The 14,197-nt window shown below is 68.7% G+C and carries 5 protein-coding genes; all 5 read left to right on the top strand.

The genetic code is table 11. From position 1 onward, the window contains the following. Positions 1 to 201 precede the first annotated feature (201 nt). On the top strand, positions 202 to 537 hold the full coding sequence (locus tag ACYVHG_RS15375) for a DUF732 domain-containing protein (RefSeq protein ID WP_461168347.1): 336 nt from the start codon (positions 202 to 204) through the stop codon (positions 535 to 537). 81 nt (positions 538 to 618) lie between these two features. Continuing rightward, complete coding sequence (locus ACYVHG_RS15370) at positions 619 to 2,793, top strand: serine/threonine-protein kinase (RefSeq protein ID WP_461168346.1); 2,175 nt, start codon at positions 619 to 621, stop codon at positions 2,791 to 2,793. Positions 2,794 to 3,497: 704 nt separating this feature from the next. Next, on the top strand, positions 3,498 to 9,026 hold the full coding sequence (locus tag ACYVHG_RS15365; protein ID WP_461168345.1) for a type I polyketide synthase: 5,529 nt from the start codon (positions 3,498 to 3,500) through the stop codon (positions 9,024 to 9,026). Next, the gene (locus tag ACYVHG_RS15360; protein WP_461168344.1) at positions 9,019 to 13,461 is read left to right on the top strand and encodes a non-ribosomal peptide synthetase; all 4,443 of its coding nucleotides are present in this window, start codon (positions 9,019 to 9,021) and stop codon (positions 13,459 to 13,461) included. Before ACYVHG_RS15365 ends, ACYVHG_RS15360 begins: the two co-directional genes overlap by 8 nt. Before the next feature lie 41 nt (positions 13,462 to 13,502). Further along, positions 13,503 to 14,195, top strand: a complete 693-nt coding sequence (locus tag ACYVHG_RS15355) for a thioesterase II family protein (protein ID WP_461168343.1) — start codon at positions 13,503 to 13,505, stop codon at positions 14,193 to 14,195. The last annotated feature ends 2 nt before the right edge of the window (positions 14,196 to 14,197 follow it).

The following is a 14,197-nucleotide window of genomic DNA, read 5'->3' as shown; positions in this document are numbered from 1 at the left end:
ACGTCGTCTTCTACGCCTGGTCGCGGCCCGTGCCCGATCGCCGCGTCAGATGTCCGAAACACGCTGTCCTTGACACTCGATCCACTACGTTCACCACGAGGTCGGTGGGTGTTTCCACCCGGAACGACATGCTCAGGTGAGATCGAGTGCAACTGTGTCGATGCAACACGCAATCAACTGCGGCACGTCGTAGGAGAACGAATGACGAACATGAAGAAGATCGGCCAGATGACTCGCGGAGCGCTCGTCGCAACGGTGGTCGCGGGTGGCGTCCTGCTCGCAGGAGCCGGATCGGCGAACGCTTTCACCGCACAGGACCAGGCATTCCTGACTGCATTGCGCGCGCAGGGCATCGTCGCCACGGACGGAGGTGCGACTGCGGTGCGCATCGGGAAGGCGGTGTGCGCGGATCGCCGTGACGGGATCCCGCTGCAGATCATCGTCAATAAGCTCAACCGGCAAGCCGGACTCACGCCGTACAACGCTTCGTACTTCGCCGGAGCCGCAACGCGGGTCTACTGCCCGCGCTACCTCTGAGCCGTCGAAAGCGTAGCGGGCGCGGAGGGTTTCCCCCTGACAGAATCGGGGGTATTCACGGAGCCGGGGAATGGGGGCATAGTGGACTTGTCGGACTACGCGGTGATCCGGCCGCTGGGTCATGGCGCCATGGGTGAGGTCTTCCTGGTGCGGCATCCACGTCTGCCTCGATTGGAAGCACTCAAACTTCTGACGCCGGCGCTTTCGCGGGACGAAACGTACCGGGCACGGTTCCATCGTGAGGCGGCGATCCTCGCTGCCGCGTCGCATCCCAATGTCGTCACCGTGTTCGACTCAGGTGCTGCCGGAGAGCGCCTGTGGATGACGTGTCAGTTCGTCGACGGGCCGGACGTGTCCAGCCTGATCAGAAGCAACGGCGCGCTGGCTCCGTGGCAGGTCATCCATATCGTGAGGGCCGTCGCTGAAGCTCTGGACTTCATGTGGTCGAGGTACGGGCTGGTACACAGAGACATCAAGCCTGCCAACTTCCTCACAGTCTTCGACGGCGGCCGTCCGTGCGTCGTCAAACTCGCGGACTTCGGCGTCGCGCCGATGACGGAATTGACCAGTGGATTGACCGAAACGCGCGGAATGGTCGGCACGCTGGCGTATCTCGCTCCCGAGGTGATCCGCGGCGACGGCGCGGACCCGCGCTCGGACCAGTACTCACTGGCATGTTCGGCATTCGAGATGCTGACGGGAACTCCCCCGTACCGCGGCGCCGCACCTGCTGCGCTGATGATCGACCATCTTCACACACCTGCGCCATCGGCTTCTGCCCGGAGGCTCGGCCTTCCTGAAGCCGTCGATGCCGTCCTCGCGAGGGGATTGGCCAAGAGACCGGATCTGCGGTACGGGTCGTCGGCGGACTTCGCATCCGCACTTGCAGCTGCGCTCGACCGGGGGCACGCTCCTGTCCAGCGCGCACAGCAGGCATCGTGTCGGCGGGGGCTTCGATGGCGCACTGCTGTGGCCTTGAGTGTTGTCGCGCTCCTGTCGGTGACCGCCGTGGTACTGGTGGGACCGTTCGGCTGGGGGGTACAACGGGTGTCGGGTCAAGCGATTGTGAGCGAGCCGGTACTCGACACCGGCAACTTCGGTACCGAGCCGCGCACTGTCGTCGCGCGCACCGAGTCCGACGCCTGGCAGCAAGAGGCGCTCAACATGACGGACGCCGTCGTGGCACCGTGGGAGGTGGATTCGGACTTTCAGCACAGATTCGACACGACCACCGACGGCCAGAACTACCAGGAGGTCAGCGGGCCGATCGTTTCGACCGCCAAATTCGGATACCAGACGACCGCAAGGCTGTTCAACGCAGAGCAGGCAAGCGCACTCCGGGCAATCAGAATGACTGCGGGTTACGTCGCGGTATCGGTGGACGCAGCAGGCAATGCTGCCAATCGAGTACTCCGAGTGGGCATGCTCCGCTTCCGCAGCGCGGACGCGGCGGAGTTGGCCTTGCGCGCAGCGAGGGCGAAGCCAAGCACGGACGCATTCTTGAAGGGCGCCGGCAACACGGTGACGATTCTGGACGAGATTCTCGCCGTAAACTATCCGGATGGTTCTGGAAAGACCGTTCCCATCCGCACTCTGACCGCTGCGATCAAGCTCGGCGACCTGCTCGTAGTGGCGGGCGCGTCAGGGGTCGACGGAGCCGCAGCGGCCAGGCTGGTCGCGAAAGCGCTTGCGATGCAGGAAAAACGATCGGCGCAGTACAAGCCGACAGCCTTTCCGACTTCCTCACCAGAGATCCCACGCGTCCTCATGGATCGAGATGGGATCATGAGTGCCACACTGCCCAACAAGGTGGACACGAATTCCGACCAGGGCTTCTCACCCGGCATCTCGGCAGGGGACGGATACGTCACCGTTCGCGGTTGGGCTCTGAACCAGGGAAGCCATCTGACCGAACGGACCCTGGACGAGTACGGAGTCGATCTCGTCGGGTCCACCCAGAACGGCAACAGCGTCGTTTTCCGCGCCAAGGATGCAACACAGGCGGGGCGGATGTTCGCAGGGTACGTCTCGGACCGTACCGCCGGCGGCGTCACGAACTTCGGCGTGCCAGGACTGGATCGAGCGACCGCCTCCTGCACCGAGACCCCGGAAGCAGGATCTGACCGGTCCGTTCGGCCGTATTACGTGTGCCGCGTACATCGGGGGCGATACATGGCAGCTCTGGGCAGCTTCCAGAAGACTGATGCGCTGCAGGGCATCGCGGCGCAGTACAAGATCGTCGGCTCATTACCGTGACGATTACCGTTCCCGGACCGTCTTGGAAGCCCCGCACGACGATGAATTCGTCAGAAGGAATCGTCCCGAGCCGCGCGGTATTGAAGCAATGAGCGCAGCTGCTCGACAAATGAACCACTCCGGGCAGGTCACGGAGTTGACGAATCATGACATCAGACGCAGCGAGTCGCGCGATAATGGCCTGCTGGCCGCGGTCCATTCACAGCGCGCGCCACGGCGGTCAGTCGCAGTGGAGCGTGGGGCGAGGCCCGGAATTCTCACAGCGGTTCGCTTGATGCACAGATCATCGATCCTTCGCTCGCGCTTCGTCATCGACCATTCGACACAGCAGACTGCATCCTTCGTCGAGACGATCTGCACAGTTCCAGTACGAACTAGGGCGCAGGCACCACGAACCCCAGAAATGTCATGTTCATCACTCCTGTATGAAGGTAGTCGAAACGATGCCACTACGAGTAGCCATACAATTTCGGGCCGTCCGCTTCACCGAAGCGCCCGGGGTAGTTGTTCGTCTCGGCGTTCGCTCCGAGACGCGATATGGAAACCCGTATCGGGCACGATCCTGAGCCTGACCGCATGAGGACTGTCCCGACGCCTAGTCAGTAACAAGCAGCGTCCAAGCGTCGACAGAGAACATAGGGGCCGACGGCGGCGGTACCACCGGTCCGCCGGCCCGCCAGAATCGAAGATGAGGAGTGGACGACTTGAGTGACGGATCCATACCGGGCTACTCGTCCGATCGCACCGATCACGAACCGATCGCCGTCGTCGGAATCGGGTGCCGCCTGCCTGGCGGGGTGCGTTCGGCGGCCGAGTTCTGGGATCTGCTCGACGCCGGTCGCGATGCGATCACCGACATCCCGGACGAGCGGTGGAGCCGGTCCCGGTACTACGAGCCGGACCGGGTTCCCGGGAAGAGCCGGGTCAGCCGCGGCGGCTTCCTCGCCGAACCGGTCGACGAGTTCGATCCCGCGTTCTTCGGGATCTCGCCGGTCGAGGCCGATTCGATGGATCCACAGCAGCGGCTGCTGCTGGAGGTGGCGTGGGAGTCCATCGAGGACGCGGGGATGCGCGCGGAGGATCTGGAGGGCTCTCGCACCGGCGTGTTCACCGGCGGTTTCACCCTCGACTACGGTCAGATGCAGTTCTCCTCGGCCACGGCCGAAGCGCCCACCGTCGCGGCGCACACCGCCACCGGCGTCGTGATGACGATGCTCTCCAACCGGATCTCACACGCCTTCGACCTCCTCGGACCGAGCATGTCGATCGACACCGCCTGCTCGTCGTCGCTGGTGGCGATCCACCTCGCGTGCCGCTCCCTGTGGAACGGCGAGAGCGATCTGGCCCTGGCCGGCGGGGTCAATCTGATGCTCAGCCCGAACTTCACGATCGCCGCCTCCACCGGCGGCTTCCTCTCCCCCACCAGCACGTCCCGGGCTTTCGACGCCTCCGCCAACGGCTACGTCCGCGGAGAGGGCGCCGCGCTGGTGGTGCTCAAACCGCTCAGCCGGGCACTGGCCGACGGCGACCGCGTGTACGCGACCGTGCTGGGCACAGCCGTGAACCAGGACGGCCGTACCAACGGCATCACCGTGCCCAACGGGGAGAGCCAACAGCGCGCCATCGAGGCCGCACTGACCGATGCCGGAATCCGCGGCGAGAGCATCTCGTACGTCGAAGCCCACGGAACCGGGACCCCCGTGGGTGATCCGATCGAGGCCCGGGCCATCGGTCTCGCCTACCGTGGCGACCGTGATCCGCAGCAGCCCTTACTGATCGGTTCGGCGAAGACGAACCTCGGCCACCTCGAAGCGGCAGCCGGTGCAGTCGGATTCATCAAAACTGCTCTCTCCCTGTTCAATCGCCGAGTTCCACAGCACCTCAACCTCGAACAACTCAATCCCGACATCGACCTCGACGAATTGCGCCTACGCATCCCCACCGAGCCCGCGCGACTCCCCGCGAGCGGCCCGGTCCGCGCCGGGGTGAACTCCTTCGGGTTCGGCGGCACCAACGCCCACGCCATCCTGCAATCACCACCGGCTGCTGCGGATCAGGCCGACTCGCGCAGCACCGCAGTTGCTCCCACTCCCAGCGCTCCCCCTCCCAACCCGCTGGTTCGGGACGGGATCGCCCTCGTCCTACCCATCGCCGCACGCAGCGACGCTGCCCTGGCACGGCTCGCCGCCGACTACGCCGACCTGCTCACCGCCGGAGGCGTCGGGGAGACCGCAGCGACTGCGGAGGTCGCAGCGGCTCTGGTGCACCGACGCAGCGCCCACCGCACCAGCCGGATCGGTGTGGTCACCGGGGACGCAACGGCCGCCTCCGATGCGCTCTCCGCCGCGTCGGAGGGACTACCGCACCCGAATCTGCGGTCCGGTTCGGCGACGCTCCCCGCCCGCCCCCTGGTGTTCGTGTACACCGGGATGGGGCCGCAGTGGTGGGGTATGGCCCGCGGTCTCCTCGAGAACAATCTGGTGTTCCGGGAGGCGGTCGACCGGTGCGATGCGGCACTGCGTCCGATCATCGGGTGGTCGGTCACCGACGAGTTGCTCGCCGATGAGGATCGCTCGCGCATGGGTGAATCCGTGGTCGCCCAGATCGCGAACTTCGCGGTGCAGTACGCGCTCACCCGGCTGTGGCAGACCTTCGGTGTACGCCCGGACGCGATCGTCGGACACAGTGCCGGGGAAGTCGCCGCCGCACTGGCGGCGGGAGCTCTGACCTTCGAGGACGCGATCACCGTGATCGCGCATCGCGCTCGCCTCCAGCACCTCGCCAGCGGCGGTGGTCGTCTGCTGGCCGTCGCGCTCAGCGAATCCGAGGCGGCGAAATCGCCTGCCGTCGCCGACGGCAGGCTCGAGTTCGCGGCGTTCAACAGCCCCGATTCGGTTGCGCTCGTCGGTGAACTCGCAGAACTGGAACCGGTCCGCGAACAGCTCACCGCCGACGGGGTGTTCGCGAGGCTGGTTCCGGGCGACGTGCCCTACCACAGCCGGTCGATGGACCCGCTGGAACCGGAGGTCCGCGCGGCCCTGCGCGATCTCCGCCCGACGGCACCGGCGCTACCGCTCTACTCCACGGTGACCGGCACCGTGGTCCCCACGGACGGCTCGGTGCTGCACGACGCCGAATACTGGTGGCGGAACATCCGCCGGCCCGTTCTGTTCGGTGCGGCGGTCTCGGCCCTGCTCGACGACGGTGCCACGACCTTCCTGGAGATCGGGCCGAGCGCGGTACTGGCCCGGGCGATCGCGGAAGCGGCGGCCGCCGGGGACGCTCACGCGCCCACCACCGTCGCGTCCCTGCGGCGCGACGGCGACGATGCGCACTCCTTCGCCACCGCCCTCTGCGATCTCTGGGTGCACGGCGTCGACGTCGATCTCACCCCGCTCGCACCGCGCGCGCCGATGCGCACCCTGCCCGCCTACCCGTGGCAGCGGGCACGGTACTGGTCCGAATCCGGATCCGGACGCACCGAGCGTCTCGCCGAGACCGTCGAGCCCTACCTGGGTAACCGCAAGGACGACGCGCGACCGTGCTGGCGACGGATCCTCGACGGCACCGCCCCGAAGGCGCTGCGCGACCACGTGGTGCACGGCGCCGCTCTGTTCCCGGGCGCCGGATTCGTGGAGATCGCCGCGGAGGTCGCCCGCGACGAGTACGACGCGTCCACGGTGACTCTGCTCGACGTCTCGTTCGACGCCGCTCTGGCGCACCGGAGCGGGGGCACCTACCTGGTGGACACCGATCTCGATCCGTCCTCGGGACGGATCACCATCCACGGACGGCTGCCCGAGGCGCAGCGCTGGATCCGGCACAGTGGTGCCACACTCCGGCCCGGGCCGGTGCTCCGCTCGGTCATCGACGTCTCGGACGCCACCGTCGAGGCTCTCTCCCCGGTAGCGGCCGAGGCGCTGTACCAGGATTTCGCGCGCGCGGGATTCGAGTACGGTCCGGCGTATCGACTCCTACAGGAGGTACGGATCGGCGACGGTGCAGTCGCCGCGCGGATCGCGGCCGTGACGCCCGAGCCGGTCGCCGACCGGGAGCCGGTGCTGGAGCCGAGCGTCCTCGACGCCGCCTTCCAGTCCTTGCTGCCGCTGGCGCTGGCGCGCACCGGTGAGGCCCGGATCATCCCGGTCGGTGTCGACCGGATCTCGGTCTGCGGCCGGGCGGAGGGCCCGCTGCTGGTCCGTGCATCCGCACGGGAACCCTCCGATCCTGCCCTGATCAGCGGTGACGTCACCATCGCCGACGACAACGGCACCGTGCTGGTGCAGGTCGAGGGATTCACCGTCCGGGTGCTCGACGGTCCGGCGCCGTCGCGGGTGGGCACCGACTGGGTGTACGAGCAGCGCTGGCAGCCGAGCGCCGCCGGCGCGGCGGTGCCCGCGGAAGGCACCTGGCTGCTCTTCGCCGACGACTCCGGGATCGCCGAAACGCTCGCTCAGCGTCTGACCGCCTCCGGCGCCACGCCGGTTCTGGTGCCGCTCGGCGACGCCACCGGGATTCCGGCAGCGGACGACCGGGACGCTCTCTCCGCGATGCTCGACCGGGTGCTCCCCGACGACGGACTGGGCGGGATCGTCCACCTGTGGTCGCACGATCCGGCCCGCACACAGACCGCTCGGGCGCTCGGGTGGACCTCGCACGACGCCGTTCTCTCCCTGGTGCACCTCGCCGCCGAGTTGGACCGTCGCGGGGTGGCCGCACCCACCTACGTCGTGACCAGCGGCGCGCAGCCGATCGACGGCGCGATGTCCGAGGACGGTCTGTGGCAGTCGTCGATCCTGGGGATCGGCCGGGTCCTGCACCACGAGCTCCTGGGCCTGCAGGCACGGCTGGTGGATCTCGATCCGGCTGACCTGCCCGGCAGTACCGAGCTCCTCCTCGACGAGCTGACCCACGACGGTGGCGACGAGGATCAGGTGGCCTTCCGCGGCGGCGAACGCCTGGTGGCCCGACTCCATCCGTCCGCCCGCTCCGGCGGCCGGATCCCCGCCCACCTGCGGCCGGACGGCTCGTACATCGTCACCGGTGGATTGGGCGCCCTCGGTGCCCTGGTGATCGGCACACTCGCCGAGCTGGGCGCCGGGCACCTGGTGGTCACCTCCCGCTCGGGCCTGCCGCCTCGGGAGACCTGGGACGCTCTGACCGATACCCGGCAGCGAGCCGCGGTGGCGGCGATCCACCGCGCCGAGGCCGCGGGTACCGCAGTGCACGTCGAACCGGTGGACGTCACCGATCAGCGGGCGCTCACCGCGATGCTGGAGCGGCTGCACGCCCGGGGGCTACCACCGGTGCGCGGGGTGATCCACTCCGCAGGCACCGTCGAGGACCAGATCCTGGTGCGGATGACCGCCGATCAGGTGGACCGGGTGGTCGGCCCCAAGGTTCTCGGGGCGTGGGCACTGCACGAGGCCACGCTCGGCGCTCCTCTCGACTTCTTCGTCCTGTTCTCCTCGATCTCGGCGGTGATCCCCTCCCCGGGGCAGGGCAACTACGCCGCCGGTAACGCTTTCCTGGACGCCCTCGCGCACTATCGGCGCGGGCGGAACCTTCCCGCACTGTCGATCAACTGGGGTCCGTGGGATGCCGGCATGATCGCCGATCTCGGCCTGCGCGAGTTGTACAGCCAGCGCGGCATCGACCTCATCGACCCGGAGACCGGCATGGCTCTGCTGCGGGAGCTGATCGGCTCCGGTGAGGTGCAGCAGGGCGTGGTGTCGGCGCACTGGCCGTCGGTGATCGCCAGCTACGCCCTCGAACCAGTGCTCGTCGCCCACCTCGGTGACCAGCCCGAAGACGGCGCACACGCCCAGGATTCGGTCCTCGACCGGCTCGCCGGCGCGGTCGAATCCGATCGTTACGCGATCGCCGCCGAGGGGGTCCGCGGCACGGTGTCCCGGGTCCTGCGGATGCCGGAGGACCACGTACCCGACGACGAACCGCTCGGCCGCCTCGGGATGGACTCGATGCTGGCGACCGAACTGCGCATCCGGTTGGAGCAGCAGTTCGCAACGGCGCCCACCATCGCCTTCCTGCTGGACGGTGCCACTGTAGCCACCATCACGGCGGAGCTACTGGCCGCGATCGATCCCGTACCGGCCGACGCCGAGGTGGAGGACCTCGCCGACCTGCTCGCCGATCTCGACGCCGACGAGGTGGCCGCCCTTCTGGCGGCCACCGATACCACCGACCCCGGCACGGAGGCCCCCGTTGACTGAAATCAGCTCCCGCCTCGCCGCGCTCAGCCCTGAACAGCGCGCCCGACTGCTGTCCCGCCTGGGACGGGCACCGTCGCGACCGGCCGAGCCGCGGATCGAGCGTCGCGTCGGCGACGGTGATCCGGCACGCCTGTCCGCGACCCAGGAGAACATGTGGTTCCTCGAGCAGTTCCACCCCGGGACCAGCATGCACGTGATGTCCGGGGTGGCGAGACTGCCGGTGGACGTACCCGAGCACGTGTTCATCGACTGCCTCGGCGAGGTCATCGAGCGTCACGCGGTGCTGCGCACACGGTTCGAGAACCACGACGGTGCACCGGTCGCACGAGCGGTGCCGGTCGGCCGGCCGCAGGTGAGGATCCTCTCCGGCCTCGATGACGCCGCAATGTGGGCAGCGTTCGAGGAAGATGCGCGGACCCCGTTCGACATCGAGCAGGCGCCGCTGATCCGGGCCACCCTGGCGCGGGCGGTGGGCGGAGGGTCGTGGGTGCAGATCTCTCTGCACCACATGGTCGCCGACGGGTATTCCACCGGCATCCTGTTCGGAGAACTGGGCAGGCTGATCACCGGGCGGCTGATCGGGCGGTTGCAGACTCTGGCGGACGTTCCGTTCCAGTACGCCGACGTCGCCCTCTGGGAGTCCGACCGCGCCGAAACCGAAGCGGACGACGCCGAGATCGCCTACTGGACCAACGGTCTGGCCGGCGCGCCGGCCGCACTCTCGCTCCCCACCGACCATCCACGGCCGGACCAGCAGAGTCATCGCGGACGACGCACCCCGTTCACGCTCACCGCCGATCAGGCGAGCGCGCTACGCAGTTTCAGCGCCGACCTCGGCGTCACCCCGTTCGTCACCGTCGTCACCGCGTACGCGGCGGTCCTGAGCCGCTGGTCAGCGCAGGACGAGGTGATGATCGGCGTCCCTGTCGCGCAGCGCTCGCAGCCGGGTACCGAGTCTGTGATCGGTCCGCTGCTCAACACCCTCGCCCTCCGGATCCGGATCGGCACGGACGATCCGGTGGAGGATCTGCTGGCGCATGTCAACGACGTGGTCCGGGAGGGATTCCGGCACCGCGGCGCACCGTTCGACCGAGTGCTCGCGGCGCTGGACCTGGCCCGCGACCCGGCACGGCCACCGCTGTTCCAGGCGATCCTCAACATGCAGGAGGACCGCAGCGCGCCGGAGATGCAGATGCGCGACATGTACAACGGCTGCGCCAAGTACGACGTCCTGCTGAACGTGACCACCTCTGCGCAAGGCGTATCCGGCACCCTCGATGTGGCGGCGGACCTGTTCGACCAGCCGACCGCCGACGCCCTGATCGAGGGCTTCCTCGCGGTGCTCGACGCCCTGGTGCAGCCGGGACGCGACACCGGCCGTCCGGCCGGCGCACTCCCGCTCACCACCACCGCACCGGTGCCCGAGGTGCCCGCGCCGCAGTCGCTCACGGCCGCCTCGCTCGACGAGTACGTCCTGGGCTCGGTGTCCGCGGGGTCCGGCCGAGTGGCCGTCGTCGCCGGCGGCGAGGAGATCACCTACGCCGACCTCGAACTGCGGGTCGATGCTCTGGCCGCCCGTATCCGCAGCGGCGTCGACGCTCCTCCCGGGACTCCGATCGGTCTGCTGCTGCCCCGCTCGCCGCACGTGGTGATCGCGATGCTCGCGGTGATGCGAGCGGGCTTCGCCTTCGTGCCACTCGATCCGGCGTACCCCGCGCAGCGGCTCGAGTTCATCTGCACCGATGCCGGAATCCCGGTCCTGCTGAGCACGCCGGAGGACCGGGAGGCGCTGCCCGCCTCCACGCTGCCGTGGATCGATGTCAGTGCCGATCCGGGTTGTGCCCGGGCGAAACCGTCCGCACCCAGCGAACAACCCGACCCCGCCGAGCGGCCGGCGTACATGCTGTACACCTCCGGCTCCACGGGCCGCCCCAAGGGGGTGCGGGTCTCGCACCGCAACGTCATCACGTTCCTCGCGGCCATGGCCGCCGAGCCCGGGATGACCGCGACCGACACCTTGCTGGCGGTCACCAGTCCGTCGTTCGACATCGCCATGCTCGAACTGCTGCTGCCGCTCGCGGTCGGCGGACGGGTGGTGTTGGCCGACGCCGACGACGCCCGCGACGGGGACCGGCTGGCCCGGATGCTCACCGACCACCGGGTCACGCTGATGCAGGCCACGCCCACCACCTGGCACCTGCTGCTCGACGCCGGCTGGGCGGGACACCCCGGGCTGCGTGCCCTGTGCGGCGGCGAGGCGATGCCGGCGGTGCTCGCCGGGAAACTGCTGCGCCACTGTGGCCAGTTGTGGAACATGTACGGTCCCACCGAGACCACCATCTGGTCGACGGTGCACCGGGTCACCACGGCGGACGTCGAACGAGGGACGATCCCGATCGGTCGCCCGATCATCGGAACCGGTATCGCCGTCGTCGACACCGCGCTGGCCCCGGTGCCCGACGGGGTCTTCGGCGAACTGTGCATCGTCGGCGACGGCGTCACCCTCGGATACCACGAGCGCCCCGACCTCACCGCGGACCGGTTCATCACGCTGGCGGGGCCCGGCGGCCCGCGCGCCTACCGCACCGGTGACCTGGCCCGCCGCACCCGCGACGGCCGGATCGAGTTCAGCGGCCGGATGGACACCCAGGTGAAGGTCCGCGGCTACCGGGTGGAGCTCGGCGAGATCGAAAGCGCGCTGGAAACCGCAATTCCCGGGATCCGGGCGATCGCCGGGCTCGACTCGGCGGGTGCGGCCGTCGTCGCCTACCTCGAATGCACGGCCGACGATCTCGGTGACATCCCGGCCCTTCTGGACCGGCTGCGCCGGACCCTGCCCCCGTTCATGGTTCCGAGTTCCTTCGTGCCGGTCGGGGCCTTCCCGCTCACCCCCAATCGCAAGATCGACCGGAAGGCACTCGCCGCGCGGGGCGGCACACCGGTCTCCCTGGCGACCGCAGCGGGCACGGAGTTCATCGCCGCCCGCACCGACCTGGAACGGGATCTGACCGCGATCTGGGTGGACCTGCTCTCCCTGCAGACGGCACCCGGCCTGCGCGATGACTTCTTCCTGCTCGGCGGACATTCCCTCCTGGCCACGAAGCTGGTGTTCCGGGTCCGGGAGAAGCTCGGCCTGATGGTGCCGTTGCCGGCACTGTTCGCCGGCGAGCTCACCATCGAGCGACTGGCGCACATCCTCGAAAACGGTGGCACCGTTCACAATCCCCTGGTGCTCGCCGACGAGGCGGTGCTGCCGGACGAGATCCGGCCGGCACCGGGCGCACCGGTGCGCAGCACGGCGAACGCGACGAACCTGCTCGTCACCGGCGCCACCGGGTTCGTCGGCGCCTTCCTTCTCGCCGAACTCCTGACCACGTCCGACGCCACCATGCATTGCCTGGTGCGCGCCGGCACCGTCGACGAGGGCGCCGCTCGGCTACGGAGCGCGCTGGAGGGATACGGCATCTGGGACGGGTCCTTCGCCGATCGGATCGTCGCGGTCCCGGGCGATCTCACCGAGGAGAGACTGGGGCTGAGTGCGGATTCGTGGGCCTCACTGGCCGCCGGTGTGGACGCCATCATGCACTGCGGTGCCGACGTCAACTTCCTACGGCCCTACCAGACCCTCAAACCGGCGAACGTCGGCGGAACACAACAGGTTCTCGCTCTGGCCTGCGACGGTCCGGTCAAGCCCGTGCACTTCGTCTCCACCACCTACGTCTTCTCCCGCTTCTCCTACCCGCAGGACACGGTGTTCTCCGAGCAGGACCACGATCCGATCCAGAACCTGGAGTACACGTTCGGCTACACGCAGTCGAAGTGGGTGGGTGAACAACTGGTGTTCGAGGCCGGGCGGCGCGGCGTTCCGACGTACGTCTACCGCACCGGCCGGGTGTCCGGTCACAGCCGCACCGGCGCCTGCCAGTTCTCCGACTTCCTCTGGCAGACGATCCGATTGGGGATAGCACTGGGCGCCGCACCGGTGATGGACATGTCCACCGATGTCACCCCGGTCGACTACGTGGTCGGGGCGATCGCCCACCTGTGCCGGGACGACCGCGCCGCCGGCCGCGCCTTCCACGTGGTCTCGTCCGAGACCGTCGCAGTGGCGGACCTGGTCCGCTGGATGGCCGAGTACGGTTACGACGGCATGCAGGTCCCGTTCGCGCAGTGGTGCGAGATGGCCACCGACCTCGCGGACACCACCGGGGACGAGACCGCCGCCGCTCTTGCACCGTTCCTCTCCGCCACTCCGCTGGACCGGATGCCCGACGCTGTCTTCGACGACTCGCACGTACGGGAGGGGCTGGCCGGCACGTCCATCGCCTGCCCACCGATCGACTCGGAGCTGTTGCGACGGTACTTCGACTGGTTCGTCGACAGCGGCTATTTCCCCGCCCCCACACCACCCGACCTGCGAGATCGCGCCTCATGAGCGATCGGACGATCCTGCTCTGCCTACCGTATGCGGGTGGCATGGCAGGGAGTTTCCAGCGCTGGCAGCGTCTGCTCGGTGATCGGGTCGATGTACGCCCCCTGGACTACCCGGGCCGGGCCGCTCGGGACACGGAGACGCCGGTCCTGGACGCGCAACAACTGGCACGCGACGTCGCCCGTCACGTCCTCGCGCTGGGACCCGCCCGGACGATCCTGTTCGGACACAGCATGGGCGCATGGATGGCGTACGAGGCGGCGCTCCTGCTGCAGCGTGCCGAAAGCGGCCCGGCGGGCCTGATCGTCTCGGGTGCTCCCGCGCCCCGGCACGCCGCCCGCCGGGAACCACACGGCCGGCTCGACGACGAGCGGCTCCGCGCGAAATGCCTCGACTGGGGCGGCACCCCCGTCGAACTGCTCGACGATCCCGCGTTCCGGGAGCAGGCCTTCCCGCACCTCCGTGCCGACCTGCAGGCCATCGACTCCTACGTTCCGACTGTGGACGGCGTGGTCGAAGCGCCGATGATCGCCCTCGCGGGCCGCGAGGACAACACCGCACCCGCACGGGAGGTCGCGGGCTGGGCCGACCACGCCCGCACCTGGCGCGGAAACCACATCGTGCCCGGCGGCCACTTCTTCCTCTCCAGCGCGGAGGACGTCGTGGTTCGCCTGGTCTGGCAGCATTGCCGTACGTCCCGCTCGCCCATCGGCACCGTCTCCGGCGACAACCAGTGAAG

It is taken from the genome of Tsukamurella serpentis, from assembly GCF_054780975.1.
This window is presented reverse-complemented; position numbering and strand designations above follow the sequence as displayed.